The organism is Streptomyces sp. NPDC085866, from assembly GCF_044541035.1.
In the GTDB taxonomy this organism is placed as follows: Bacteria; Actinomycetota; Actinomycetes; order Streptomycetales; family Streptomycetaceae; genus Streptomyces.
Genome location: NZ_JBITSQ010000012.1, coordinates 299,328 through 325,429 on the forward strand (window position 1 = coordinate 299,328; position 26,102 = coordinate 325,429).

A 26,102-nucleotide genomic window follows, 5' to 3' on the forward strand; every position below is an offset into this window, starting at 1 on the left:
CGCCGCCCTACCGTCGAGGCACGCACTCAGCGGGAGATGCGCCGACCGGAGGCGGGGAGACGATGAGCGGTACGCGGCAGCAGGACGGGCGGGCCCGGCAGTCCGGGCCGGCGGCCTCCGTGTGGGCGCGGGCGGTGCGCCGCCCCTGGACCGTCGTCTGCGTGGTCGCGGCGGTCGTGGTCGGACCGGCCGCCGCGACGGCCTCGGCACTCGACCGGGCCAACGCGGCGCCGCCGTTGCACGCGCCCGGAGTCAGCTCTTGAAGCGCGCCGAAAGCCGGGGGTACAGCTCGGCGAGGGCCGCCTCGTTCTCGAGGTCGATCGGGGTGCCCTCCGGTTCGGCGGGCGCGGGCGCGATGCCGAGGTCCGGGGCTACGGTGCCGGTGAGCTGCTCGTACGCCTCGTCGGCCGCGTACCCCAGCTCCTCGCCGTCGCCGTCGATCTCCTCGTCGAAGTCCTCCAGCAGCTCGGCCAGCGAGTCCGGGGAGTGCAGGGCGCCCTCGAAGACCTCCCGGCCCTGGCCGATGAGCCAGCACCGGAAATAGTCGAACGCGTCGTCGCTGGCCCCGCCCAGCAGCACCCAGGAGGCGCCCCACAGGTCCCAGTGGTAGGCGCGGTTGTAGCGGGACTCGAAGTGACGGGCGAAGTCCAGGACCGTTTCCGGGTCCAGCTGGAGCAGCCGGTCCACGAGCAGGTCGGCCTGTTCCTCGGGGTCGCCCTCGGCGGCCTCGCGGGTGGTGTCGATCAACTCCCAGAACTCCGACTCTTCCATCACGGGTCCAGCATCGGGCCTGAGCCGGTGGGGCGCACGCGGAGTCGCGCGGAGTGCTGCGGATCGTTATGAGACGTCTCCACGCCCGTAGCGCGCGGCGAGCCGGGCCGCGTCCGCCGCGAACCGCTCCCGCAGGCTCCCCGGCGCCAGCACCTCGGCCTCCGGGCCCAGCGCCGTCAGCTGGGTGTGCGCGACCTCCTCCGACTCCACCGGCACGGTCACCGTCACCCACCCCTCGGCGTCCGGCTCGCCCGCGCCCGCGAGCGCCTCGCGCGCGGAGAGCGGATCGACGGCGTACTGCAGCCTGCGCACGCCGCCCGGGGACAGCCGTACGACGACCTCGGCGCGCAGGATCGACCGGGCGAACCGCTCGGCCTGCTCGGCCCAGTACCGGGGGAGGCCGAACTCCGGATCACGGCTGAAGCGCTCGGCACGGGCCTCGACGGCGTCGAACCGGTCGATCCGGTACGTCCGGAAGGCGCCGCCGTCGCCCACCCGCGCACACAGGTACCAGACACCCGCCTTCAGCACGAGCCCGTACGGCTCCAAGTCCCGCTCGACGACCGTGGCAGCTTCATCGGCGCTCCGCCTCCGGGGCGCCTCGGCCGGTGCCGAGGGGGCGCCCGGGCGCCGGTAGACGACCCCGATCCGCCGGTCGTCCCACACCGCCTCGGCGATCACGGGCAGCAGCGCGGGTGTCTCCGGCTCCCGGAACCAGGCGGGCGCATCCAGATGGAACCGCTGGGCCGCGCTGTCCGGGGCGTCCCGCAGGGAGGGCAGCAGGGCCGCGGAGACCTTCAGCCGGGCCGCGGAGGCCACGTCGTCCAGCCCCATCTCCCGCAGCGCCCCCGGCACCCCGCTCAGGAACAGGGCCTCGGCCTCGCCGCGCGCCAGCCCCGTCAGTCGCGTGCGATACCCGCCGATCAGCCGATACCCTCCGGCCCGCCCCCGGTCGGCGTACACGGGCACCCCGGCCTCCGACAGCGCCTGTGCGTCCCGCGTGACCGTCCGCTCCGACACCTCCAGTTCCCGGGCCAGCTCGGCGGCGGTCATGGAGGGCCGGGACTGGAGAAGGAGCACCATCTTGATGAGCCGGGCCGCACGCATGCGATTCATGATGCCGGGGGCCACTGACAAAGAAGGGGTACGGCAGCAGCCGTACCCCTTCCCAGGACTCAGGTGACTACAGCCCGTACTTCTCCCGGGCTTCCTTCACCGCGGTCGCCTGGACCTCGCCGCGCTTGGCGAGCTGGGCCAGGGCCGCGACGACGATCGACTCCGCGTCGACGCCGAAGTGGCGGCGGGCCGCCTCGCGGGTGTCGGACAGGCCGAAGCCGTCGGCGCCCAGCGAGGACCAGTCCTGCTCGACCCACTGCGCGATCTGGTCCGGGACCTGGCGCATGTAGTCGGAGACGGCCAGGACCGGGCCCTCGGCGCCCTGCAGCGCCTGGCGGACGTACGGCACACGCTCCTCGCCGCGCAGCAGGGCCGCGTCGGCCTCCATCGCGTCGCGGCGCAGCTCGGACCAGGAGGTCGCGGACCACACGTCGGCGGCCACGCCCCACTCCTCGGCGAGCAGCCGCTGAGCCTCCAGGGCCCAGTGGATCGCCGTGCCGGAGCCGAGCAGCTGGATGCGCGGGGCGTCGGCCGGGGCGGTCACGCCCGCGGACTCCGCCGTGTTGAAGCGGTACAGACCCTTGACGATGCCCTCGTCGATACCGAGCCCGGCCGGCTTGGCCGGCTGCGGCAGCGGCTCGTTGTAGACCGTCAGGTAGTAGAAGACGTTCTGGTCCTCGCCCGGCTTGGCCTCGCCGTACATCCGGCGCAGACCCTCACGGACGACGACCGCGATCTCGTACGCGAACGCCGGGTCGTAGCTGAGGGCGGCCGGGTTGGTGGCCGCGATCACCGGGGAGTGGCCGTCGGCGTGCTGGAGGCCCTCGCCCGTCAGGGTCGTACGGCCCGCCGTCGCGCCGACGAGGAAGCCGCGGCCGAGCTGGTCGCCGAGCTGCCACATCTGGTCGGCCGTGCGCTGCCAGCCGAACATCGAGTAGAAGATGTAGAACGGGATCATCGCTTCGCCGTGCGTGGCGTACGCGGTGGACGCGGCGATGAAGTCGGCCATCGAACCGGCCTCGGTGATCCCCTCGTTGAGGATCTGGCCGTTCTTGGCCTCCTTGTAGTACATCAGCTGGTCGCGGTCGACCGGCTCGTACGTCTGGCCCTTGGGCGAGTAGATACCCAGGGACGGGAAGAGGCTCTCCATACCGAAGGTGCGCGCCTCGTCGGGGACGATCGGCACCCAGCGCTTACCGGTCTCCTTGTCGCGGACCAGGTCCTTGACCAGGCGGACGAAGGCCATCGTGGTGGCCACGTTCTGGGAGCCGGAGCCCTTGTCGAAGGAGGCGAAGGCCTTCTCGGCGGGGGCGGGCAGCGGGGCCAGCGCGTGCGTGCGGCGGGCCGGGGCCGGGCCGCCGAGGGCCGCGCGGCGCTCCTGGAGGTAGCGGACCTCGGGGGAGTCGGCGCCCGGGTGGCCGTAGGGCACCACGCCGTCGGCGAAGTCGCTGTCCTTGATCGGCAGGTCGAGCAGGTCCCGCATCGTCTTGAACTCGTCCACCGTCAGCTTCTTCATCTGGTGGTTGGCGTTCTTCGACGCGAAGCCCTCGCCGAGGGTGTGGCCCTTGACCGTCTGGGCCAGGATCACGGTCGGCGCGCCCTTGTGCTCGACGGCGGCCTTGTACGCGGCGTAGACCTTGCGGGCCTCGTGACCACCGCGGGAGAGGTGGAAGCACTCGAGGATCTTGTCGTCGCTCAGCAGCTTCGCCATCTCGACGAGCGCCGGGTCCTTGCCGAAGAAGTCGGCGCGGATGTAGGCGGCGTCGCGGGTCTGGTACGTCTGGATCTGCGCGTCCGGTACCTCGCGCAGACGGCGTACCAGCGCGCCGGTGGTGTCGAGCTGGAACAGCTCGTCCCAGGCCGAGCCCCACAGCGTCTTGATGACGTTCCAGCCGGCGCCGCGGAACTGGGCCTCCAGCTCCTGCACGATCTTGAAGTTGGCGCGGACCGGGCCATCGAGACGCTGCAGGTTGCAGTTGATGACGAAGGTGAGGTTGTCCAGCTCCTCACGGGCGGCGAGCGCGAGGGCCGCCGTCGACTCCGGCTCGTCCATCTCGCCGTCACCGAGGAACGCCCACACGTGCGAGGCGGAGACGTCCTTGATGGCGCGGTTGGTGAGGTAGCGGTTGAAGCGCGCCTGGTAGATCGCCGACAGCGGGCCGAGGCCCATCGACACCGTCGGGAACTCCCACAGCCAGGGCAGGCGGCGCGGGTGCGGGTAGGAGGGCAGGCCGTTGCCGCCGGACTCCTGGCGGAAGTTGTCGAGGTGGCCCTCGTTCAGCCGGCCGTCCAGGAAGGCGCGGGCGTAGATGCCGGGGGAGGCGTGGCCCTGGATGTAGAGCTGGTCGCCGGACCCGTCGGCCTCCTTGCCCTGGAAGAAGTGGTTGAAGCCCGTCTCGTAGAGCCAGGCCGCGGAGGCGAAGGTGGCGATGTGGCCGCCGACGCCGTACTTCGAGCCCCGGGTCACCATGGCAGCCGCGTTCCAGCGGTTCCACGCGGTGATCCGGGCCTCCATCGCCTCGTCACCGGGAGTGCCCGGCTCGGCGGCGGTGGGGATGGTGTTGACGTAGTCGGTCTCGAGGAGCTTCGGCAGCGCGATGCCGCCCGCCTCGGCGCGCTCCAGCGTGCGACGCATCAGGTACGCGGCGCGGTGCGGCCCGGCCTCCCTGGCGACGGCGTCCAGGGAGGCCTGCCATTCGGCGGTCTCCTCGGGGTCGCGGTCGGGGAGCTGGTCGAGCGCGCTCGGCTGGATGGCGTTGGGGTCGGTCATGTCGCCGCCTTCCTCAGTCGAAGGGGGTTCCCTCATCGGTAAGGGTTCGGGGGTGCCCTTGGTCTTTGGCAGGACAGGGCAGGCGGACTTCGGTGGAAGTCCGTCGGCGACTGTAACTCCCTGATCGATGATCGATCAAAGGGGTGCGGGGCAAAACTTCTCGATTTCGAGAAAGTAGGCACCCGGTGCCTTTGAAATGGGCACCCGGTGCCGCATCTGACCGGGGTTTTCGCAGGTGAGCGACGGTATGCTCGGTTGAATCAAGCCCTCGGGGCGCAACCCAGGACGTGGGCCTTCACCAGCTCGGCGATGCGCGGATCCCGGCGCTTGAAGGCCTGCACCAGCTCCTCGTGCTCCTCCGCGTACGACTGCTGGACCGTGCCCAGCCAGCGGATCGACAGCGCCGTGAAGACCTCGATGCCCAGGCCCTCCCAGGTGTGCAGCAGCACCGAGTTGTCCGCCGCGCGGACCAGCTCGCGGTGGAAGCCGACCGTGTGGCGGACCTGGGCCGTGCCGTCGGCCTTGCGGTCGGCCTCGTACAGGGCCAGGACGTGCGGTTCCAGGGCCGAGCAGTCCTCCGCGAGACGTTCGGCCGCCAGCTCCGCCGCGATGGCCTCCAGGCCGGCTCGGACGGGGTAGCTCTCCTCCAGGTCGGCCGCGCTCAGGTTCCGTACGCGTACGCCCTTGTTCGGCGCGGACTCGATCAGCCGCAGGGACTCCAGCTCGCGCAGGGCCTCTCGGACCGGCGTCTGGCTGACCTCCAGCTCGGTGGCGATCCGCCGCTCCACGATGCGCTCGCCCGGCTGCCAGCGACCGCTGACGATTCCCTCCACGATGTGCTCGCGGATCTGTTCGCGCAGCGAGTGGATGACGGGGGCGGTCATGAGGGCTCCTTCGGGAAGGGCTGACGTTTAGACAATAAAGCCGTGCGGCGCTTCGAGGGGATGCATGCGGGTGCTTTCGTGCAGGTGAGACGAGGCGCACATGGGGCTTGCGGGGTCCGGGAGCTCGGTGCGGCCTGTCGTGCAGCCCGCCCCGCTGAAACGGCGAAGCCCCGCCCGGAAGGCTCCGGGCGGGGCTTCGTACTGCCTGATCAGGGAATCAGAGGCCGAGCTCGACCTCGAACTCGCCCGCCTCCAGGATCGCCTTGACCGCCGTCAGGTAACGGGCCGCGTCGGCGCCGTCGACCAGGCGGTGGTCGTAGGAGAGGGTCAGGTAGGTCATGTCGCGGACGCCGATGACCGTGCCCTCCTCGGTCTCGATGACGGCCGGACGCTTGACCGTGGCACCGATGCCGAGGATCGCGACCTGGTTCGGCGGCACGATGATCGTGTCGAACAGCGCGCCGCGCGAGCCGGTGTTGGAGATGGTGAAGGTCGCGCCGGACAGCTCGTCCGGGGTGATCTTGTTGGCGCGGACCTTGCCGGCCAGGTCGGCCGTGGCCTTGGAGATACCGGCGATGTTCAGGTCGCCCGCACCCTTGATGACCGGGGTCATCAGGCCCTTCTCCGAGTCCACCGCGATACCGATGTTCTCGGTGTCGAAGTAGGTGATCGTGCCCTCGGCCTCGTTGATCCGGGCGTTGATGACCGGGTGGGCCTTCAGCGCCTGGGCGGCGGCCTTGACGAAGAACGGCATCGGGGAGAGCTTGACGCCCTCACGGGCGGCGAAGGAGTCCTTCGCCTTGCCGCGCAGCTTCATCAGGCGGGTGACGTCGACCTCGACGACCGACGACAGCTGGGCCTGCTCGTGCAGCGCCTTGACCATGTTGTCGCCGATGACCTTGCGGATGCGGGTCATCTTGACGGTCTGGCCGCGCAGCGGGGAGACCTCGAGCGCCGGGGCCTTCTTGGCGGCCGGAGCGGCGGCAGCGGCCGGAGCCGGAGCAGCGGCGGCGGCCTTCGCGGCCTCGGCGGCGGCGATGACGTCCTGCTTGCGGATGCGGCCGCCGACGCCGGTGCCCTTGACGGTGGCCAGGTCGACGCCGTTCTCGGCGGCGAGCTTGCGCACCAGCGGGGTGACGTAGGCGCCCTCGTCGGTCGCCTGGGCGGCGGCCGGAGCGGCCGGAGCCGGGGTGACCGGAGCCGGAGCCACCGGCGCGGGGGCCGGGGCGGCGGCGACCGGGGCGGGCGCCGGGGCGGCCGGGGCCGGGGCCGGGGCGGCCGGAGCCACGGGGGCCGGGGCCGGGGCAGCGGGGGCCGGAGCCGGGGCAGCGGGGGCCGGGGCGGCGGCCGGAGCCGCACCCGCGGCGCCGATGACGGCGAGCTTGGCGCCGACCTCGGCGGTCTCGTCCTCGCCGACCACGATCTCGAGCAGCACGCCGGAGGCGGGCGCCGGGATCTCGGTGTCGACCTTGTCCGTGGAGACCTCGAGCAGCGGCTCGTCGGCCTCGACGGAGTCGCCGACCGACTTCAGCCAGCGGGTGACGGTGCCCTCGGTGACGGACTCACCGAGCGCGGGCAGGACCACGTCCGTGCCCTGGGCGCCACCGGCCGGGGCGGCAGCGGGGGCGGCCGGGGCCTCGGGGGCCGGAGCCGGAGCGGCGGGGGCCTCGGCGACGGGGGCCGGGGCCGGGGCCTCGGCGGCCGCGGGGGCCGGAGCGGCAACGGGCGCACCCGTGCCGTCGTCGATGACCGCCAGCTCGGCGCCGACCTCGACGGTCTCGTCCTCGGCGACCTTGATGGAGGCCAGCACGCCGGCGGCGGGCGAGGGGATCTCGGTGTCGACCTTGTCGGTCGACACCTCGAGCAGCGGCTCGTCGGCCTCGACGCGCTCGCCTTCGGCCTTCAGCCAGCGGGTGACAGTGCCCTCGGTGACGCTCTCACCGAGCGCCGGAAGGGTTACGGAAACCGCCATGGTTTCGGTTGCTCCTTACGAATTGCGGAAGTCTGTGTCGTCGCGCCCGTGACCGAAGGCTCAGTCGTGGGAGTGCAGCGGCTTGCCGGCCAGCGCCAGGTGTGCCTCGCCGAGCGCCTCGTTCTGCGTCGGGTGGGCGTGGATGAGCTGGGCGACCTCGGCCGGCAGCGCCTCCCAGTTGTAGATCAGCTGGGCCTCGCCGACCTGCTCGCCCATACGGTCGCCGACCATGTGGACGCCGACCACGGCACCGTCCTTCACCTGGACGAGCTTGATCTCGCCCGCGGTGTTGAGGATCTTGCTCTTGCCGTTGCCCGCGAGGTTGTACTTCAGAGCGACGACCTTGTCCGCGCCGTAGATCTCCTTGGCCTTGGCCTCGGTGATACCGACGGAGGCGACCTCCGGGTGGCAGTACGTCACCCGCGGGACACCGTCGTAGTCGATCGGTACGGCCTTCAGACCGGCCAGACGCTCCGCCACCAGGATGCCCTCGGCGAAGCCGACGTGCGCGAGCTGGAGCGTCGGGACGAGGTCACCGACGGCGGAGATGGTCGGAACGTTGGTCCGCATGTACTCGTCGACGAGGACGTAGCCGCGGTCCATGGCGACACCCTGCTCCTCGTAGCCGAGGCCCTGGGAGACCGGGCCACGGCCGACGGCGACGAGGAGGACCTCGGCCTCGAACTCCTTGCCGTCCGCGAGGGTGACCTTCACACCGTCCTGGGTGTACTCGGCCTTCTGGAAGAAGGTGCCCAGGTTGAACTTGATGCCGCGCTTGCGGAACGCGCGCTCAAGAAGCTTGGAGGAGTTCTCGTCCTCGACCGGGACGAGGTGCTTGAGGCCCTCGATGACCGTGACGTCCGAGCCGAAGGACTTCCACGCCGAGGCGAACTCGACGCCGATGACACCGCCGCCGAGGATGATCGCGGACTTGGGCACGCGGTCCAGGACGAGGGCGTGGTCGGACGAGATGATCCGGTTGCCGTCGATCGTCAGGCCCGGCAGCGACTTCGGCACGGAGCCGGTCGCCAGCAGGACGTGGCGGCCCTGGATGCGCCGGCCGTTCACGTCGACGGAGGTCGGGGAGGACAGGCGGCCCTCACCCTCGATGTAGGTCACCTTGCGGGAGGCGATCAGGCCCTGCAGACCCTTGTACAGGCCGGCGATGACACCGTCCTTGTACTTGTGGACGGCCGGGACGTCGATGCCCTCGAAGGTGGCCTTGACGCCGAACTGCTCGCTCTCGCGAGCCTGGTCGGCGATCTCGCCCGCGTGCAGCAGGGCCTTGGTGGGGATGCAACCCCGGTGCAGGCAGGTGCCGCCGACCTTGTCCTTCTCGATCAGGGCGACGTCCAGGCCCAGCTGCGCCCCGCGCAGGGCCGCGGCGTAACCACCGCTACCACCGCCGAGGATCACTAGGTCGAAAACGGTGCTGGCGTCGTTCGCCACGTCACGTCCTCCATGCATGTGCGCCGTAGGCCGGTCGACGATGACCGGCAGGCGGCTGGTGTCCGGCCGCTTGATGCTTCGGCCCTTCGGTGGGGGCCCTGTCCTGCCGGGCTCCATCTTTGCACTTGTTCGAGGCGGACGAGACGCCGGGCCGGGGTGTGACACATCGCACTGGTGGCGAGCAACAGGACAAAACGGCTCCGGAGTGAAGAACACCCCGGAGCCGTCATGGCAGAGGAATCAACCTCAGCCGAGGTCACCCGCCGCGGTGAGCTCCGCAAGCCGCACCAGCGTCCGCACCGCGCTGCCCGTACCGCCCTTCGGCGTGTAACCGAACGCACCGCCCTCGTTGAAGGCCGGCCCGGCGATGTCCAGGTGCGCCCAGGTGATCCCCTCGCCCACGAACTCACGCAGGAACAGACCGGCGACCAGCCCGCCGCCCATCCGCTCACCCATGTTCGCGATGTCGGCGACGGTGGAGTCCATCCCCTTGCGCAGGTGCTCCGGCAGCGGCATCGGCCACGCCGGCTCGCCCACCTCCTCCGCGGCCTCGTACACCGCCGTGCGGAAGGCGTCGTCGTTGGCCATGACACCGAACGTCCGGCTGCCCAGCGCCAGCATCATCGCGCCGGTCAGCGTGGCCACGTCCACGATCGCGTCCGGCTTCTCCAGCGAGGCCGCCCACAGCGCGTCGGCCAGGACCAGCCGGCCCTCGGCGTCGGTGTTGAGCACCTCGACGGTCTTGCCGCTGTACATGCGCAGCACGTCACCCGGACGCACGGCGGAGCCGGAGGGCATGTTCTCGGCCAGCGCCAGCCAGCCGGTGACGTTGACCTCCAGGCCGAGGCGGGCGGCGGCGACGACCGCGGCGAACACGGCGGCGGCACCGCTCATGTCGCACTTCATCGTCTCGTTGTGGCCGGCCGGCTTCAGCGAGATGCCGCCCGAGTCGTAGGTGATGCCCTTGCCGACGAAGGCCAGGTGCTTCTCCGCGTTCGGGTGCGTGTACGACAGCTTGACCAGGCGCGGCGTCGCGGCCGAACCGCCGCCGACGCCCAGGATGCCGCCGTAGCCGCCCTTGACCAGGGCCTTGTCGTCGAGCACCTGCACCTTGAGGCCGTGCTCCTTGGCCGCGGCCTGCGCCTCGGCGGCGAAGATCGCCGGGGTGAGGTCGTTCGGCGGCATGTTGATCAGGTCACGGGAGCGGTTCAGCTCCTCGGAGACCGCGACGGCCCGGGCCACGGCGCTCTTGTGGGCGGCGTCCCGCGGCTTGCCGCCGAGCAGCGCGGCCTCGGCCAGCGGCGCCTTGCCGTTCTTGGCCTTGGCGTCCTTGCCGGAGTCCTTGTACGTGTCGAAGGCGTAGGCGCCGAGCAGGACGCCCTCCCCGATCGCGCCGACGGCGCCCGCGTCGTCGATGGGCAGCGCGAACGCGGCCTTCTTGGACCCGGCGAGCGTACGGGCGGCCAGGCCGGCGGCCTTGCGCAGCGCCTCGGCGTCGTACCCGGCGTCCTTCTCGGGCTCCGCGCCCAGGCCCACCGCCACCACGAGCGGCGCCTTGAAGCCGGCCGGGGCGGGCAGTTTCGTCAGCTCGCCCTCGGCACCCGAGGCACCGAGGGTCTCCAGGACGCCGGCCAGCCTGCCGTCGTACGCGTTGTCCACGGCGTCGGCGCCGGGCGCGACGACGGGTCCCTTGGCGCCCTTGGCGACACCGATCACGATCGCGTCGGCCCGGAGGCCGGGCGCCGCGGCGGTGCTGAGAGTCAGAGCAGTCACGGTGGTGAAATCTCGCTTCCGATGTGAAGTTGCTGTGGCCGATGAGGGGTGGGTCGACCGGGCCCGAGAGCCGACCCTAGGTCCAGGCCTGGGGGCATGTGGCAACCGGGGCCTTCACCCTGTCGGCGAACACCCGTGACGAGACTACGCGCGTGCGACCGTTCGCTCATGCCTGCGGGTGTTCACCTGTGCGTGGCGTCGTGGCCACTTCTCACCCCCGGACGTCGGTGAGCTGAGCCACACTCATCGAGTTCCGGCGGGCCATCTGCCCGTCATTTCGCATGATTTCCACTGATCCTCCGCGAATTCACCACAGAGGGTCTTCTGGGGGGAAGGACCTGCCATGGCACACCGCGCGCAGCGCTGGAGAGCGCCGGCCGTCACCGCCACGGCCGCGGGCCTGATCGCACTGGGGCTCGCCGCCCCGCCCGCCTCCGCCGCCACCGACCCGCGCGTCGATCTGCGTGTCCTGGTCGTCGACGACGGCGGCAGCCCCGTCGGAGCGATCACCGCACAGCTCAGGAGCGAGGGCATCCCGTACACCACGGTCGACCTGGGCGACTCCCGCGTGGGCGCGACAAGCCACGACGAACCCGCAGCCGAAAAGCGACCATGGGTCCCCGATTCACCGACTCCCTGCCCCACGCGGTATTCGGCCTCTCCACCGGCGCCCTGGTCCTGTACGCAGCCCTGACCGACAACCCTGCCGAAGCCCAGCGCAGCGCCCTCGCTCTGACGCTCAGCATGGGCCCCGCCGAATATCTCCTGTACCGCTTCCGCAGCGGCAGCCTCGCCGCGCTGCGGGCCAGCGGCACCACGAGGGCGTTCCGCCGCGGTACGGCCCGCAACCTGGCCCGGTGCCTCACCGGTTATCTGGCCGCCCTGCTCGCCCTGGCCCTCGCCACCACCGCGCTGTGGCCCCACGCGCCCGCCCCGACCGGCGAGCGCGTGGCCGGGCTGCTCGCGCTCGGTGTGGTGCTGTGGACCGGGCTGCTGCTCCAGTCCTTCGGTGCCGTCCTCGGTTCGACGGCGGTCTGCGGCGCGGCCGCCCTCGCCCAGATCCTGGCGCTGCTCACCCGCACGGGCGACCCGAACACGGTCGCGCTCGCCGTGTACGGTGCCGCCGCCACCGTTCAAGTCGCCCTCGTCCGGGGCCTGCTGGGAAGGGCGACCGCCCACCGATGAGCACTCTCCTCGTCCCGTACTACGAGCACCCCGCCGTCCGCCCCGCCGCCTGGGCGGCGATCCTCGCGGCCGCGCCCCGTCTGTACGGCGTGGTCCTCAACCCGGCGAGCGGTCCCGGCGACCGCCCCGACGCGGCCTTCGCCGAGACCGCCGCCCGGCTGCGGACGGCGGGCGTGACCCTGCTCGGCTACAGCGACACCGGCTACGGCAGGCGGCCGTACGAGGACGTCGTACGGGATCTGCGCCGGCATCGCGAGTGGTACGGCACCCAGGGCGCGTTCCTCGACCAAGTGCCGTCCGGGATCGGCGAGTCAGGGCACTACGAGCGGCTGACCACGGCCGCCCGGACCCTCGGCTGTGTCACGCTCGCGTTGAACCACGGCACCCCGCCGCACCCGGCGTACGCGGCGCTCGCCGACCTCCTCGTCACCTTCGAGGGCCCCTGGGCGGCCTACCTGCGCACGCCCCCGCAGCCCCGGCACTACCCGTCGGGGGTGCGGGTCTGCCATCTGGTCCACGGCGTCCCGGCGGACGCGGACATGGCCGGGGCCGCCCGCGAGCGGGGCGCGGCCGTGCACTGCGCGGTCCCCGGCACGGGCGCTCACCCCTGGGGCACGCTGCCCCACGGCCTGGACGCCACCGGCTAGCGACCCAGGGACAGCACCACGAGCGCGGCCGTCGCCGCCGTCTCCGCGAGGGCGCCGAAGACGTCCCCGGTGACCCCGCCGAAGCGACGGGTGCAGCGGCGCAGCAGGCATTCGGCGGTGGCGAGGGACAGCAGGACCGCGGCCGCCGCGCGGAGGGCGCCGTACGGGCCCTGGGCCGTACCCCAGGCGGCCGAGACGATCGTGAAGGACGCCGTGACGGCCAGCGCGCCCGGTACCGGCACCACGCCGGCGACCGCCGCCCCGAGACCCTCCGGACGGGCCGCGGGCACCCCGGTGCGCGCGGCCAGGGTGAGCGCGAGCCGGGCCGCGACCGCAGCGGTCACCGCCGCGGCGGCGCCCCGTACCCAGGAGTCGGCGTAGAGCTGCGCCAACACGGCGACCTGGGCCAGCAGCACCAGGACGAGGGTCAGCACCCCGAACGGCCCGATGTCCGACTGCTTCATGATCCGCAGCGCGTCCTCCGCGGGCTTGCCGCTGCCGAGGCCGTCCGCGGTGTCCGCGAGCCCGTCCAGGTGCAGACCGCGGGTCAGCGCGGCCGGTACGGCGACGGAGGCGACGGCGGCGAGCAACGGGCCGGCACCCAGCAGGAGCAGCAGCAGCCCGAGCCCCGCCGCGCAGCAGCCGACGACCAGTCCGACGACCGGGGCGTTCAGCATGCCCCCGCGGGCGGCCTCCCGGTCCCACCGGTGCACCCGGACGGGCAGCACGGAGAGCGTGCCGAAGGCGAAGCGGAGGCCGTCGAGAGGGGAGGACTTGAGCACCGGCGCAGGTTACCGGGCTGTCGCCGGGCTCCCCACCGCGGCCGGGACTAAGGTGCGCACATGGGGCACTGGTGGGAGCGGAACATCCTGGAGCCGGGGAAGCTTCCGCTGCTGCTGGCCCTGACGGCCTTCGTCGTCACGTTCGTCGTCACGCGTGTGATCGTCCGGCTGATCCGGGCCGGAAAGGGCCCCTTCGGCAATGTCAGGGCGGGCGGACTGCACATCCACCACGTGGTCCCCGGGGTCGTCCTCACCGTCATCGGCGGCTTCGGCGCCGTCACCAGCGACCGGCACGGCGCGGGCGCGGCCGTCTCCGCGGTCGTCTTCGGCATGGGGGTGGGGCTCGTCCTGGACGAGTTCGCGCTGATCCTGCACCTCGACGACGTCTACTGGAGCGAGGAGGGCCGCAAGAGCGTCGAGGTCGTCGTGCTCACCGCCGCCCTCGTCGGCCTGCTGCTCGCCGGGTTCGCGCCGTTCGGCGTCAACGACCTGTCGGCCGAGGAACTCCAGGACCGGGGCACGGTCATCGCCAACATCGGCATGAACTTCCTCTTCTCCCTGATCGCCCTGAGCAAGGGCAAGGCCCGGATCGCGATCTTCGGCGTGATCGTGCCGCTGGTCGCGCTGGTCGGTGCCGTCCGCCTGGCCCGCCCCGCCTCGCCCTGGGCCCGCCGTTTCTACGGCCGCCGCCCCCGCGCCCGAGCCAGGGCGACCCTGCGCGCCTACCGCCACGACCGCCGCTGGGCCGGGCCCCGCCGCGCCCTTCAGGACTGGATCGGCGGTAAGCCCGACCCGCGCCCGGTCCGCCTGCCCGACCGCCACTGACCGGGCCCCGGCAGCCGCCCGTACCGGTGCCGCACCGCCGCCACCAGGCACAGCGTCCCCACACCCATCAGCGCGGCCAGGTGTTCCTTGCCCGCCAGGTTCTCCTTGAGCAGCACCTCGACCACCATCGACAGGGTCACCGCGCCCGCCGTCACATAGGCGCCGTACCGCCAGCTCACATAGACGGCGAGCCCCACCACGGCCGCCGACGGACCGGTGTCCACGACCTGCGCGTCCGTCCAGGGCAGACCGAACGGGGCATGCGCGCCGAGAGTGATGCCCAGGCGCGCGAACAGCGTCCCGGCGAGCGTGGCCACGTACGCGATGGCCAGCGTCCGCCACCAGCCCAGGCACACCTCGGCGACGCCGAACACGAACAGGATCTGCGCGAGCGCCCCCCACACGGGCAGGTCCAGCGCCGGGACGAAGAGCGACAGGGGAGTGCGCAGCAGCGCCAGCCCCAGCGGGTCCTCCGCCCGTACGGCACCCATGTTCTGCACGATCTGGTAGCCCCACGGCCGGTTCTGCACGAACTGCAGCAGCGCGGTCAGGCACACCACCCCCTGCGTCATGGGGATCGCCCGCCATCGGTGCTTGAGCAGGGGCTCGCGCACGGTGACGTACAGCAGCCCCCACTCGGCACGGGCCCAGCAGGCGAGCGTCCTCATCAAACGTTCCTCATCGGTGCGTGTCCAGGTGCCTGCGGTGCAGCCACTTCGGCAGCCCCGGCGCCTCCAGGAAGCCCTCCGCGCGCGCCGACGCGAGGCCGATGCGCGGCAGGTCCGCGCTCTTCTCGAAGAGCAGGAACCGCGGCTCCCAGATGGGCCGGTACTTGGCGTTGGCGCGGTACAGCGACTCGATCTGCCACCAGCGGGAGAAGAAGCTGAGCAGCGACCGCCACAACCTCAGCACCGGTCCGGCACCGAGGCGCGCCCCACGTTCGAAGACCGATCGGAACATGGCGAAGTTGAGTGAGACCTGGGTGATCTCGATCTCGTGGGCCCGGCGCAACAGTTCGATGACCATGAACTCCATCAGCCCGTTGTCGGAGTCCCGGTCCCGTCGCATCAGATCCAGGGACAGCCCGTGCGGCCCCCAGGGCACGAAGGAGAGCAGCGCGCGCAGCTTCCCGTCGGCGTCCGTGCACTCCAGCATCACGCACCGGCCGTCCTCGGGGTCCCCGAGCCGCCCCAGCGCCATGCTGAACCCGCGCTCGGTCGCCCCGTCCCGCCAGTCGTCGGCGCGCTCGAGGAGATACGCCATCTCGTCCGCAGGGATGTCCGCGTGCCGCCGGATGCGCACCCGGTACCCGGCACGCTTCACCCGGTTGTACGCCTGGCGCACGGTGCGCATCGCCCGTCCCTCCAGCGTGAACTCGGGCACCTCCACGAGCGCTTCGTCGCCGAGTTCCAGCGCGTCCAGGCCGTGCCGGGCGTAGACCGTCCCCGCTTCCTCACTCGCTCCCATCACCGCCGGGATCCACCCGTGCGCCCGCGCCTCCACCAGCCAGGGCACGATCGCCCCGGGCCACGCCTCCGGATCGCCCAGCGGGTCCCCGGAGGCCAGGCTCACCCCGCCGACGACGCGGTAGGCGACGGCCGCCTTGCCGGTCGGCGACCACACCACGCTCTTCTCCCGGCGCAGCGCGAAGTAGCCGAGCGAGTCCCGCTCGCCGTGCCGCTCCAGCAGCGTCCGCAGTCGCTTCTCGTCGTCCTCGGTGAGCGGGTCGACGGCACGCCGGGAACGGAAGGCGGCGTAGAACACGGCGAGGACGAGCAGCGTACTGAGCACGTTGATCGCCACGTTGGCCCAGTTGGGCGGGTCGATGCCGGGGAAGCGGGACTCCTCGGCGGCCACCGACACCAGCCGCAGGGTGCCGTAGTGCCAGCGCTCCAGGAACGTCGAACGGGCCGCGTCCGGCGCCGTGTTGGTGACCGTGATCAGCAGCCCGGCGAGCAGCGAGGCGGCCAGCCCGCCGCCGACGGCGACGGTCGCGGCGAGCCGTGGGTTGGACCGGTCACCCTTGGCGTAGAACTCCCGGCGCCCGACCAGCAGCGCGCCGACGAAGGCGGCCGTCAGCACCAGGGAGACCCAGTTCTGCGCGTACCGCCGGATCTCCGGGAACGCCATGGCGAACGCGAACAGGGCCAGGAACGAGCCGCTCAGCACCAGATTCAGGATCCACGCGGCCCGTTTGCGCCGACGCATGGTGATCGCCAGGAACGCGGTGAACACGCCCGAGGCGAAGCCGGCCGTCAGCAGGTACGGCGTGAAGTAGTTCTCCTGGTTGTGCCGGCGCACGTCCTGGCCCAGTGAGACCCAGACCGCGCTGAGGAAGTTGATGAAGGCGACGGCCCGCAGATACCAGACGGCGAAGGCGGCGCCCCGACGGGAGGCCCCGCTGGACCGCCGCTCCGGCTCGGCATGCTGCTCCACGGCAATTCGGGCATCTCCCATGGGGGAGGATCATATGGGGGCCGCCCCGACGAACCATTCTTTTCCGGCTGGGACTACTCCTTCTCCTCCGCAGCCTCCTTCTCGGGAAGCTCCGCGGCCAGTGCCGCCGCGGCCTGGACCAGCGGGAGCGACAGCAGCGCGCCCACGCCCTCGCCGACCTTCACGCCCTGCTCCAGCAGCGGTTCCAGTGCCATCCGGTCCAGCGCCTTCGCCTGGCCCGGTTCCCCACTGTCGTGCCCGGCCAGCCACCAGTCCGGCGCCCGGAACGCGACCCGCTGGGCGACCAGCGCGCACGCGGCGGCCACCAGACCGTCCAGGATCACCGGCAACTTCCGCGCCGCGCACTGCAGCAGGAACCCGGTCATCGCGGCCAGATCGGCCCCGCCCACGGTCGCGAGCAGCTGCAACTGGTCCCCGAGCACCGGCCGCGCCCGCCGCAGCGCGTCGCGGATCGCCGCACACTTGCGCATCCACGCCAGGTCGTCGATGGCGAGCCCGCCCCGCCCGGTCACCACGGACGCGTCGGTCCCGCACAGCGCCGCGACCAGCACCGCGGCCGCCGTGGTCCCGCCCACGCTCACATCGCCGAGCACCACCAGGTCCGTACCGGAGTCGGCCTCCTCGTCGGCGACCGCCACACCCGCCCGGAAGGCCGCCTCGGCCTCGTCCGGACCCAGCGCGTCCTCGATGTCGATACGACCGCTGCCGCGCCGCACCCGGTGCCGTACGACCTCCTCCGGGAAGTCCTCCGGCGGGCAGTCCAGAGCCATGTCCACGACCCGCACGGACACGTCGAGCCGGCGCGCGAGCACCGAGACCGGGGCGGCGCCCTCCAGCACCGCCCGCACCAGCTCCTGCGCACTGCCCGCTGGCCGCGCGGAGACGCCGAGTTCGGCGATGCCGTGGTCGCCCGCGAAGAGAATCACCCGCGGCCGTTCGACCGGCCGTACCGGTACGGCGCCCTGCGCGGCGGCCAGCCACTCGCCCAGCTCGTCCAGGCGCCCGAGCGACCCGGGCGGCACGATCTGGCGCTCCCGGCGGGCCTCGGCGTCACGGCGTACGCCCCCGTCCGGGCGCTCGATCAGATCGGTGAAGTCGTCCAGATTAAGGCTGCTCATTCGCCGAACAGTACCGCCCGTGAACGAACACCTCCGCGCCACACCGCCACCCCATGGTCACGACGTCTTTGCACCCGGGAGGGGTATCCCATACGTTCCGGTTTACAGCGGATTGTCGCCCAGGGAGCCGCCCATGCAGCCCGCGCCCGTCACCCCTCAGATCATCGAGCCGCGCGACCCCTTCCAGGAGCCGCGCCGCGAGGACTGCCCCTGGTGCGGCTCCCGTCGGCTGCGGACCCGGCTGCGCGCCCCCGACCCGCTGCGGCACCGGCCGGGCACGTTCGTCCTCGACGAGTGCGTCGACTGTGCGCACGTCTTCCAGAATCCCCGGCTCACGGCGGAGGGCTTCGCCTTCTACCACCGGGACTTCTACGAAAGGCAGCTGGAGGAGTTCGCCGAGCGCGTCCTCTCCGACCGTGCCGTCCGCCGCAGGCACCGCGCCGCCGCCTTCGCGCTGTCGGCGCTGCGTGAACCCGAGAGCTGGCTGGACGTGGGCACCGGGCACGCCCGCTTCCCGGAGGCGGCGAAGGAGTTCTTCCCCTACACCAGCTTCGACGGCCTGGACCCGACGGCCCGCGTGGAACAGGCCCTGATGGAGGGCCGGGTGGAGGAGGCCCACCGCGGCTGTCTGACCACCCCGGGGCTCGCGGCCCGCCTGCGCTCCCGCTACGACGTGGTCAGCATGTTCCACCACCTGGAACACTCCCCGGACCCCCGCGCCGAACTCCGTGCCGCGCTCACCGTGTTGCGCCCCGGCGGCCACCTCGTCGTCGAAGTCCCCGACCCACGCAGCGCGTTCGCCGGCCTCCTCGGCAAGTGGTGGCTCCCCTACGGCCAGCCCCGCCACCTCCACCTGCCACCCCTGCCCAACCTGCGGGCCGAACTGGAGTCCCAGGGCTGCACGATCCTCGTCACCGACCGCAGGGCACCCCACGTCCCCTACGACCTCTCAGCGGCCCTTTCGCTGACCCTGGCCCACCTCCACCCCCTCCTGAGAGCCATGGCCGCCCCGGTACTCGACGTGACCGCAGTCCTGGACCACGTTCTGGCCCCCCTGGCCCCCCACCTCCGCCTCTCCAACGCGTACCGAGTCGTGGCCCGCAGCGACGGTCGACCTGCCTAGCTGCGGGCAGTCGTGCCGCTGGGGCGGGCGGGCGCAGCGGCACCCCGCAAGCGGGAGCAGGCGAAACCCACCCCCGGCCGGCCGCAGGCAACCGCACGCTCACCCCCGCAGCACCACGGCCTGCCCGGCGACGACCAACAGCACCTGCTCGCACTCCGCCGCGAACGCCGAGTTCAGGCGCCCGAGTTCATCCCGGTACCGCCGCCCGGACGCGGTGGCCGGCACGATCCCCGACCCCACCTCGTTGGACACCGCCACCACGGTCCGCCGAGTGGCCCGCACCGCCTGCGTCAGCTCCCGCACCCGCTCGCGCAGCGCCTTCTCCCCGCCCCCGGCCCACTCCGCGTCGTCCCACGCCCCCACGGCGTCCATGACGTCCGTCAGCCACAGCGACAGACAGTCGATCAGTACCGGCGGCCCGTCCACGCCCAGCAGCGGCACCAGATCGGTCGTCTCCGTCGTACGCCACGACCCCGGCCGCCGCTCCCGGTGCACGGCCACCCGCTCCGCCCACTCGGTGTCCCCGCCCCGCGTCCCGCCCGTCGCCACGTACAGCACCTCCGGGAAGGACTCCAGCCGCCGCTCGGCCTCCACGGACTTGCCCGAGCGCGCCCCGCCCAGCACCAGCGTCCGGCGCGGCACGTCCGGCACGTCCTCGTACACCCCGACCATCAGCGTCGTACCGTCCGGCACCACCCGCGCCCCGGCCGCCGCGAGCCGCCGCCGCAACTCCGCGCCCTGCGGCACGTCGTGGTCGAGATGGACGGCGACGACGTCCGTGGTCGGCCCCACCGAACCGACCGCCCGCAGCCGGGCCAGTGCGTCCGGGCGTCCCACGACATCGGCGAGGACCATCTGGTACGTCTCCGCCGGCGCCCCCTCCAGCCCGGCCGGCGCCCCGCCCGGCGGCAGGTACAGCAGCCGCTGCCCGTCCGGCCCGGTCACCGCATACCCGGTGCCGCCCGCGTCCATCGCCACGGCCCGCACCCGATGCCCCGTCAGCAGCGCCAACTCCCGCCCGTCCGGCACCCGCCCGGGCTGCGGCAGCCCGGCCGGCACCTCTACCGCCGGACCGTCGTGCGGATGCGACAGCAGCACCTGCCGTACCCCGCCCAGCGAATGCCCCGCCCGTGCGGCCGCGAACGCCGCCCCGGGCGTCAGGTCGAGCAGCAGCGTCCCGTCCACGAGCAGCGCGGTGGCCGCCCGCGCGTCCGGCCCGAGCGCCGTCGCACAGACGGCACAGGGACAGTCGGGGCGGGGCAGTCCCGCGGGGGCACCGGTACCGAGCAGAGTCACTTCCACGGACCGATTTTCACCCGTCGCAGCAGGGGACGCTCATCTGCAGCACCCTAAGGGACGCGGGGCTGTATCAATGTGCGGCTCCGCCGCGTGGGCGCGCCCAGCCCCCACCGGCCTGCACTCTTCTGTACTGCGGGAGGTGATCTAACGGCCGACCCGGCGGAGCGAATACGCTTCCGGGGCAGGTGTTGGATCAAAGGGAGGCCCATATGACGGCATGGACGTGGCGGTTCGAGAAGGCCGACGGGACGGAGGTCCAGCCCGCGGTGCAGCCGGAGGAGTTCACCACGCAGGGGGACGCCGAGTCCTGGGTCGGAGAGCACTGGAAGGCGCTGAAGGAGGGCGGCGCGGACCAGGTGCGGCTGTTCGAGGAGAACACCGAGATCTACGGCCCGATGAGCCTGCACGCCGACGCGTCGTAACCCGATCGGGGGGTGAGGAGGGAACGCCCTCGTGAGCGGCCGCCCTCCTCACACCTCGCCCAGCGTCACCTCCACCGTCTTCTCGGCGCCGTCACGCTGGTACGTCACCGTCGTCTTCTGCCCCGGCCGCAGAGCCGCCAGCGCCTCGGACAGCTCCGTGGTGGTGGTGACCGGGGCGTCGCCCAGCTTGGTGATCACATCGCCGGGCCGCAGCCCCGCACGGTCGGCCGCGCCGCCGCTCCCGACGGCGACCACCGCGGCCCCGGCCGGCTGGTAGCTGTCGTTCAGGACCGTCCGCGCGGAGATGCCGAGCGCGGCCCGCCCCGAGTCGACGACCTTGCCGCTCCTGATGATCTGGTCGGCGATCGTCCGGACCATCGACGCCGGGATGGCGAACCCGATGCCGGGCGCCGCGCCGCCGCCGAGGTTCGGGTCGGTGGCGGCCAGCGTCGGGATGCCGATGATCTGTCCGTCGAGGTTGACCAGGGCGCCCCCGCTGTTGCCGGGGTTGATGTCGGCCGACGTCTGCACCATGTTCGCGATGGTTGCGCCCGTACCCCCGCCCGTGCTGCCCTCGCTGACGGTCCGTCCGGTCGCCGAGACGATGCCCTGGGTCACGCTGGACGACAGCCCGAGCGGCGAGCCCATGGCCAGCACGATGTGGCCGACCTGCACCTTCTCGGAGTTCCCGAACGTCGCCGCCCGCAGCCCGGCCGGCACCTTGTCGAGCTTGATCACCGCGAGGTCCTGGTCGGGGTAGGAGTACACCAGGCTCGCGGTGAGCGGTTCCTCGCTGTTGGCCGTGGTCACCTTGAAGGTCTTCTCGGTCCCGACCACGTGCGCGTTGGTGACGATGTGCCCCTGGTCGTCGTACACCACCCCGGAGCCCAGGTCCTGGCTCGCCTGGATCTGCACCACCGACGGCAGGACCTGCTTGATGACCTTCAGGTACTGGTTCTGCAGGTCGGTCACGGCCAGGGGGAGGGCCGCCCGGGCGGTCGTGCCGTCCTGCTTCGCCGACGAGTCCGCGGCCGTACAGCCGGCGGCCACGAGCGCGGCCGCGACGAGCAGGGGGACGACGGTGCCCCTCCGGAGGGCACGGGTACGGGAAGCGTCCATGCCCCGAGTGTCCCTTCGGGGTGAATGTCTCAGCTTGCCGTGTACGTCCGAACGGACTCGGTCCGTACTCCGCGCAGCCGCGGGCTCAGCCCCGTACCCCGCACAGATGCAGCAGCGCCGCGACCCCCCGGTACGGATCCGTCCGCCCGGCCCGCTCCTCGGCGGCCAGCAGCGTCTCCAGGTCGTCCGGGATCCGCGCGTCGTCCGCCGCCGTGTCGGTGAAGACCCGTACGCCGTACCAGGCGTGCAGCGGGGCGCCGATGCCGGCGAGGGTGGCGGTGAGCGCCGAGAGGCGGTCCGCCCGTACCTCCAGGCCGAGGCGGATGGGGGTCCCCCCGTTCGAGTCTGTTCGAGAATGGGGGAGGTAGGCGGTGGTGTCGAAGGCTGCCAGCGCGCCCGCCCAGTCCCCGGACAGGCCCGGCCGCACGGCGAGCGCGTCGCCGTTGCGCACCAGCAGGGACAGCAGCCCGCCCGGCGCGAGCATCCGGGCCAGACCCGCCAGCAGCGGGTCGGGCTCCTCGACGTACATCAGGACCCCGTGGCACAGCACCACGTCGAAGCTGCCCGGCAGGAAGTGCACGCCGGTGTCCCGGCCGTCCCCCTGCACCAGCCGGACCCGCTCGCGGATGCCGTCCGGCTCGCCGGCGAGCGCCTCGCGCGCGGCCGCGATCATCGTCGCGTCCTGCTCGACACCGGTCACCTGGTGGCCGAGCCGGGCCAGCCGCAGCGCCTGGGTGCCCTGGCCCATCCCCACGTCGAGCACCCGCAGCCGCTGCCCGACCGGGAACCGCCCGGCTATCTGCTCGTCGAGCTGCCGGGCCACCAGCTCCTGTCGTACGACATCACGCAGCCCGCCCAGCCTGTTCAGCCAGGCGTCGGCCGCGCCCCCGGTGAATGCCTCTGCGCTCAGGGCCGCTCTCCGCGCTTGACCTGTGGCTTCGGCAGCCGGAGCCGGCGCATCTGGAGCGAGCGCATCAGGGCGTAGGCGACGGCACCCCGGCGGTTCTGGTCGGGGAAGCGCTCGGCCAGCCGCTTCTTCAGCCGGAAGCCGCTGACGGCCGCGTCGAGCACGATCAGCACGATCACGATCAGCCACAGCAGCAGCGCGATGTTCTGGATCGCCGGCACCCGCACCACGCTGAGCACCAGGATGACCACGGCCAGCGGCAGGAAGAACTCCGCCACGTTGAACCGTGAGTCGACCCAGTCGCGCGCGAATCTGCGCACCGGGCCCTTGTCCCGGGCGGGCAGATAACGCTCGTCACCGCCGGCGAGCGCCTGGCGCTGCCGCTCGAGCGCCTGCCGGCGCTCCTCGCGCTGACGCTTGGAGGCGTCCTTGCGCGTCATCGGCGTGTTGGCGACGCTGCGGCGCTGGGACTGGGCCTCACTGCGCTTGGGCGTGGGCCTGCCCTTCGGGGCCTGCGGGTCACGGGTCTGCTTGGAGAAGTTCACCGGCGCCTTGTCGGCGGGGGCCTTCTCGTCCTTGGCACGGCTACGGAACACAAAACCCAAGGGTAAGGGCTTCCCCGGCATGGACCCCAGTCCAGCTGGGAACGATCCGGCAACACCGGACGTCTGTAGGGGGACAGAGGGGACGTTGCAGACGCTTCATCCGGCCGTCTCCGAAGGGTCCAGAGGAGCCCACCCGGAGGTCCACCTACTCCTCACGCCGGAGCGGTACCGTCCGCAGTCGTTCTTGGGGATGAGCGCATCACTCCCCGAACAGTGCGGTAATGGAGTCAGGGCCCGTACTGTGGGTTCTGTCGCAGGATCTGTGAGCTGGAGTCCGTCAGAAGGGGGCGCGCGAAGCCCATGAGCGGTGTCATGAAGCGTATGGGGATGATCTTCCGCGCGAAGGCGAACAAGGCCCTTGACCGGGCCGAGGACCCGCGCGAGACCCTCGATTACTCGTACCAGAAGCAGCTGGAGCTGCTGCAGAAGGTGCGCCGCGGTGTAGCCGACGTGGCGACCTCCCGCAAGCGCCTGGAACTCCAGCTCAACCAGTTGCAGCAGCAGTCCTCCAAGCTGGAGGACCAGGGCCGCAAGGCGCTCGCGCTCGGCCGTGAGGACCTGGCCCGGGAGGCGCTCTCCCGCCGTGCCGCCCTCCAGCAGCAGGTCACGGACCTCGAGACGCAGCACGCGACCCTCCAGGGCGAGGAGGAGAAGCTCACCCTGGCGGCCCAGCGCCTGCAGGCCAAGGTGGACGCCTTCCGTACGAAGAAGGAGACCATCAAGGCCACCTACACCGCCGCCCAGGCCCAGACCCGCATCGGCGAGGCCTTCACCGGCATCTCCGAGGAGATGGGCGACGTCGGCCTGGCCATCCAGCGCGCCGAGGACAAGACCGCCCAGCTCCAGGCCCGGGCCGGCGCCATCGACGAGCTGCTCGCCTCCGGTGCCCTGGACGACCCCACCGGCATGGCCAAGGACGACCTCCAGGCCGAGCTGGACCGGATCTCCGGTGGTACGGATGTAGAGCTGGAACTGCAGCGCATGAAGGCGGAGCTGGCCGGAGGCTCGCCGCAGCAGGCGATCGAGGGCGGCACCGGCCAGGGGCAGTCCCAGCAGCAGCCGCAGGACACCCCGCGCTTCGACAAGCAGTAGTCGGGCGCCGGGACCCCGAGCCGAGGAGGCCGACGTGATCGTACGGATCATGGGGGAGGGCCAGGTGAAGCTGGACGACGCCCACTTCACCGAGCTGAACAAGCTGGACGACGACCTGCTGGCCGAGATGGAGAGCGGCGACGACGAGGGCTTCCGCCGCACGCTCACCGCTCTCCTCGACGCCGTCCACCGGCTCGGCACCCCGCTGCCGGACGATTCCCTGGAACCCTCGGAGCTGATCCTGCCGTCCTCGGACGCGACGCTCGCGGAGGTCCGGGAACTGCTGAGCGACGACGGCCTGATCCCGGGCTGAGCCCGGCCCGGGTCAGCTCAGGGTGAACCAGGTGGTGCGGGACTTCTGCCACTCCGGGTGGCTGAGGTCCTTCGCCTCGGTGGCGTCGCCGTAGAGGTCGGCGGCGCCGTCGTCGGTGATCAGCTGCACCCGGGCGCCGGCGGCGTCCAGGTCGGGCACGGACACGACGGACTCCCAGGCCCCGGCGTCCGAGGTCGGCAGGTCCAGCACCTTCACCGGCTGGTGTCCGGCCACGCCGTCCCAGCGGTACAGGGCCTGCGGGTCGCTGTTGTCGTCGGCCGCCCAGGATCCGGCCAGGATCAGGAACTGACCCTGGGCGCCTCGGCGCAGGTCACGGATGGACAGCCCGCCGAGGTCCAGCTCGATCGGCGTGCCGAACGTGGCCTTCGTGCCGTGCACCACCTTGTCCATGTCGGTCACCGGCACGATCAGCGCCTTCCCGCCCGTCTGCGGCGGCACCAGCGGGGCGCGGAAGCCGACGTAGGCGGTGGTGGTGGAGCCCGGCGCGAACTCCAGGCCCTCCACGTTGAAGCCGTCCGCCTGCTTCGGGGTCTGCCCGTCGGCCGTCCCCGCGGCGAAGCCGTACCGGTCGCCGTTCGCCTCGTCCCAGGCCACCAGGTCGTCGCGCAGGCTGTGCCCGGCGCTGCCGAAGGTGACCGAGGTGGCGGCGCCCGAGCCGGAGACGGTGGTGGTGAAGACCGTGTTGCGGTCGGGCTTGTAGACACCGTCCTTGTTGTTGCCCAGCGAGCCGGTCCAGTAGATCGTGTCGCCGACGCGCGCCGCGCCCTCGATGTCGACCTCCTTGTCCGCGCCCAGCGCGTTGTCCAGGGCCCAGGTCTTCACCGGGGCCCCGGAGGCCGAGCCGTCGTACAGGCGCAGGGTGTTGTCCTCGTCGTTGCCGACCAGGATGTAGCCGCCCCCGACGTCCACAGCGGCGGAGGCGTCGGAGGCGCCGGTCGGATAGCGGGCGTCGGCCGCGTACCGGACGGCCGGCGAGGCCGCGTAGTGCAGCGTCGTCGTGGCCGTCCTGCCGCCGAGCCCCGTCACCTTCAGCGTGAGGTCGGCGTAGCCCTGGGCGTGCGCGGTGACGGCGACGGTCCGACCGCCTCCGGTGCCCGTGACGCGTACGTCGGAGGTGGCCGCGACCGTGGTGCGGGTACTCCTGGTGGCGGTGACCGTCAGCGCGGAGGCGTCCGCGCCGCTCTGCGCGACCGTCACGGCGACCGTCGGGTCGCCGGTGCTGCCGACGGCGCCCGACAGATAGGCCGACGACAGCTTGATCGTCGGTGTGCCGTAGGTGACGGCATGCGCGGGGCCCACCAGACCCGTGGCCGAGGCGAGGGCGAGGGCTGCGGCGGGCCACAGCACCCGACGGGACGGCGAGGAGGAAGGGCGCACCAGGGCTGCCTTTCGTCGACAGGACGCATCCGGCCGGGGTGGCGCGAATGCCGACGAGAAGGTTGAGCATGTACG

General features: G+C 72.2%; 25 protein-coding genes. 9 read left to right on the forward strand and 16 right to left on the reverse strand.

The annotated features are described in order from the left end of the window. The first annotated feature begins 62 nt into the window (after window positions 1-62). Complete coding sequence (locus tag ACIF83_RS30365; protein WP_393466138.1) at window positions 63-263, forward strand: hypothetical protein; 201 nt, start codon at window positions 63-65, stop codon at window positions 261-263. On the opposite strand, the gene ACIF83_RS30370 is transcribed toward ACIF83_RS30365, so the two are convergent. From ACIF83_RS30370 to ACIF83_RS30400, 7 genes are all read right to left on the reverse strand, one after another. Further along, window positions 253-771 carry a DUF4240 domain-containing protein gene (locus ACIF83_RS30370; RefSeq protein ID WP_393466997.1) on the reverse strand — a complete coding sequence of 173 codons (519 nt, stop codon included), beginning with the start codon at window positions 769-771 and terminating at the stop codon, window positions 253-255. The two genes, ACIF83_RS30365 and ACIF83_RS30370, sit on opposite strands and share 11 nt — an antisense overlap. A gap of 66 nt (window positions 772-837) precedes the next feature. Continuing rightward, complete coding sequence (locus ACIF83_RS30375) at window positions 838-1,878, reverse strand: helix-turn-helix transcriptional regulator (RefSeq protein ID WP_393466141.1); 1,041 nt, start codon at window positions 1,876-1,878, stop codon at window positions 838-840. Between the two features lie 76 nt (window positions 1,879-1,954). Next, window positions 1,955-4,657, reverse strand: coding sequence for a pyruvate dehydrogenase (acetyl-transferring), homodimeric type (gene aceE, locus ACIF83_RS30380; RefSeq protein ID WP_399731638.1), 2,703 nt, complete (start codon window positions 4,655-4,657; stop codon window positions 1,955-1,957). Window positions 4,658-4,917: 260 nt separating this feature from the next. Further along, window positions 4,918-5,541 (reverse strand): GntR family transcriptional regulator, encoded by a 624-nt coding sequence (locus ACIF83_RS30385; protein WP_393466147.1) that lies wholly within the window; start codon window positions 5,539-5,541, stop codon window positions 4,918-4,920. 217 nt (window positions 5,542-5,758) lie between these two features. Beyond that, window positions 5,759-7,513 (reverse strand): 2-oxoglutarate dehydrogenase, E2 component, dihydrolipoamide succinyltransferase, encoded by a 1,755-nt coding sequence (gene sucB / locus ACIF83_RS30390; protein ID WP_399731641.1) that lies wholly within the window; start codon window positions 7,511-7,513, stop codon window positions 5,759-5,761. Between the two features lie 60 nt (window positions 7,514-7,573). Further along, window positions 7,574-8,962, reverse strand: a complete 1,389-nt coding sequence (gene lpdA, locus ACIF83_RS30395; protein WP_399731644.1) for a dihydrolipoyl dehydrogenase — start codon at window positions 8,960-8,962, stop codon at window positions 7,574-7,576. 246 nt (window positions 8,963-9,208) lie between these two features. Then, window positions 9,209-10,735: a leucyl aminopeptidase gene (locus ACIF83_RS30400; protein WP_399731647.1), complete on the reverse strand. Its 1,527-nt coding sequence runs from the start codon at window positions 10,733-10,735 to the stop codon at window positions 9,209-9,211. A 343-nt stretch (window positions 10,736-11,078) separates the two neighbouring features. On the opposite strand from ACIF83_RS30400, the gene ACIF83_RS30405 reads away from it, so the two are divergent. From ACIF83_RS30405 to ACIF83_RS30415, 3 genes are read left to right on the forward strand one after another with little or no spacing between them, the layout of a single operon-like run. Continuing rightward, on the forward strand, window positions 11,079-11,429 hold the full coding sequence (locus tag ACIF83_RS30405) for a hypothetical protein (RefSeq protein WP_399731650.1): 351 nt from the start codon (window positions 11,079-11,081) through the stop codon (window positions 11,427-11,429). Then, the gene (locus tag ACIF83_RS30410; protein ID WP_399731653.1) at window positions 11,348-11,920 is read left to right on the forward strand and encodes a hypothetical protein; all 573 of its coding nucleotides are present in this window, start codon (window positions 11,348-11,350) and stop codon (window positions 11,918-11,920) included. The genes ACIF83_RS30405 and ACIF83_RS30410 overlap by 82 nt, the downstream gene beginning before the upstream one ends. Then, window positions 11,917-12,567 (forward strand): spherulation-specific family 4 protein, encoded by a 651-nt coding sequence (locus ACIF83_RS30415; protein WP_398137181.1) that lies wholly within the window; start codon window positions 11,917-11,919, stop codon window positions 12,565-12,567. The genes ACIF83_RS30410 and ACIF83_RS30415 overlap by 4 nt, the downstream gene beginning before the upstream one ends. Here the strand turns inward: ACIF83_RS30415 and ACIF83_RS30420 are convergent. Then, the gene (locus tag ACIF83_RS30420) at window positions 12,564-13,349 is read right to left on the reverse strand and encodes an adenosylcobinamide-GDP ribazoletransferase (protein WP_399731656.1); all 786 of its coding nucleotides are present in this window, start codon (window positions 13,347-13,349) and stop codon (window positions 12,564-12,566) included. The two genes, ACIF83_RS30415 and ACIF83_RS30420, sit on opposite strands and share 4 nt — an antisense overlap. A gap of 60 nt (window positions 13,350-13,409) precedes the next feature. Here ACIF83_RS30420 and ACIF83_RS30425 point away from each other — a divergent pair, with 60 nt between their 5' ends. After that, a complete protein-coding gene (locus tag ACIF83_RS30425) occupies window positions 13,410-14,174 on the forward strand; it encodes a hypothetical protein (RefSeq protein WP_393466170.1) in 765 nt (254 codons plus the stop codon). Here the strand turns inward: ACIF83_RS30425 and ACIF83_RS30430 are convergent. From ACIF83_RS30430 to cobT, 3 genes are read right to left on the reverse strand one after another with little or no spacing between them, the layout of a single operon-like run. After that, window positions 14,114-14,842 (reverse strand): hypothetical protein, encoded by a 729-nt coding sequence (locus ACIF83_RS30430; protein WP_393466173.1) that lies wholly within the window; start codon window positions 14,840-14,842, stop codon window positions 14,114-14,116. The two genes, ACIF83_RS30425 and ACIF83_RS30430, sit on opposite strands and share 61 nt — an antisense overlap. Before the next feature lie 10 nt (window positions 14,843-14,852). Beyond that, the gene (locus ACIF83_RS30435) at window positions 14,853-16,631 is read right to left on the reverse strand and encodes a phosphatidylglycerol lysyltransferase domain-containing protein (RefSeq protein ID WP_393466176.1); all 1,779 of its coding nucleotides are present in this window, start codon (window positions 16,629-16,631) and stop codon (window positions 14,853-14,855) included. A gap of 53 nt (window positions 16,632-16,684) precedes the next feature. Next, a complete protein-coding gene (cobT, locus tag ACIF83_RS30440; protein ID WP_399731661.1) occupies window positions 16,685-17,749 on the reverse strand; it encodes a nicotinate-nucleotide--dimethylbenzimidazole phosphoribosyltransferase in 1,065 nt (354 codons plus the stop codon). Window positions 17,750-17,882: 133 nt separating this feature from the next. Here cobT and ACIF83_RS30445 point away from each other — a divergent pair, with 133 nt between their 5' ends. Further along, window positions 17,883-18,872: a class I SAM-dependent methyltransferase gene (locus ACIF83_RS30445; RefSeq protein WP_393466182.1), complete on the forward strand. Its 990-nt coding sequence runs from the start codon at window positions 17,883-17,885 to the stop codon at window positions 18,870-18,872. A gap of 99 nt (window positions 18,873-18,971) precedes the next feature. On the opposite strand, the gene ACIF83_RS30450 is transcribed toward ACIF83_RS30445, so the two are convergent. Beyond that, window positions 18,972-20,174 (reverse strand): bifunctional adenosylcobinamide kinase/adenosylcobinamide-phosphate guanylyltransferase, encoded by a 1,203-nt coding sequence (locus ACIF83_RS30450; RefSeq protein ID WP_398137174.1) that lies wholly within the window; start codon window positions 20,172-20,174, stop codon window positions 18,972-18,974. A 206-nt stretch (window positions 20,175-20,380) separates the two neighbouring features. Here ACIF83_RS30450 and ACIF83_RS30455 point away from each other — a divergent pair, with 206 nt between their 5' ends. Next, entirely contained in the window at window positions 20,381-20,593 is a 213-nt protein-coding gene (locus ACIF83_RS30455; RefSeq protein WP_393466188.1) for a hypothetical protein, read from the forward strand. Between the two features lie 48 nt (window positions 20,594-20,641). Here ACIF83_RS30455 and ACIF83_RS30460 read toward each other — a convergent pair whose 3' ends face one another. The 3 genes from ACIF83_RS30460 to ACIF83_RS30470 form a co-directional block, all read right to left on the reverse strand. After that, window positions 20,642-21,712: a S1C family serine protease gene (locus ACIF83_RS30460; protein ID WP_399731665.1), complete on the reverse strand. Its 1,071-nt coding sequence runs from the start codon at window positions 21,710-21,712 to the stop codon at window positions 20,642-20,644. 85 nt (window positions 21,713-21,797) lie between these two features. Then, a complete protein-coding gene (locus ACIF83_RS30465; protein ID WP_393466194.1) occupies window positions 21,798-22,535 on the reverse strand; it encodes a class I SAM-dependent methyltransferase in 738 nt (245 codons plus the stop codon). An 83-nt stretch (window positions 22,536-22,618) separates the two neighbouring features. Continuing rightward, window positions 22,619-23,245 carry a DUF3043 domain-containing protein gene (locus ACIF83_RS30470; RefSeq protein ID WP_393466197.1) on the reverse strand — a complete coding sequence of 209 codons (627 nt, stop codon included), beginning with the start codon at window positions 23,243-23,245 and terminating at the stop codon, window positions 22,619-22,621. Window positions 23,246-23,524: 279 nt separating this feature from the next. On the opposite strand from ACIF83_RS30470, the gene ACIF83_RS30475 reads away from it, so the two are divergent. Together ACIF83_RS30475 and ACIF83_RS30480 are read left to right on the forward strand one after the other, a co-directional pair. Continuing rightward, window positions 23,525-24,316 (forward strand): PspA/IM30 family protein, encoded by a 792-nt coding sequence (locus ACIF83_RS30475; RefSeq protein ID WP_386574365.1) that lies wholly within the window; start codon window positions 23,525-23,527, stop codon window positions 24,314-24,316. A 34-nt stretch (window positions 24,317-24,350) separates the two neighbouring features. Then, entirely contained in the window at window positions 24,351-24,629 is a 279-nt protein-coding gene (locus tag ACIF83_RS30480; RefSeq protein WP_393466200.1) for a hypothetical protein, read from the forward strand. A 12-nt stretch (window positions 24,630-24,641) separates the two neighbouring features. Here the strand turns inward: ACIF83_RS30480 and ACIF83_RS30485 are convergent, their stop codons facing one another. After that, on the reverse strand, window positions 24,642-26,027 hold the full coding sequence (locus ACIF83_RS30485; protein ID WP_399731670.1) for a DUF3616 domain-containing protein: 1,386 nt from the start codon (window positions 26,025-26,027) through the stop codon (window positions 24,642-24,644). Window positions 26,028-26,102 lie beyond the last annotated feature (75 nt).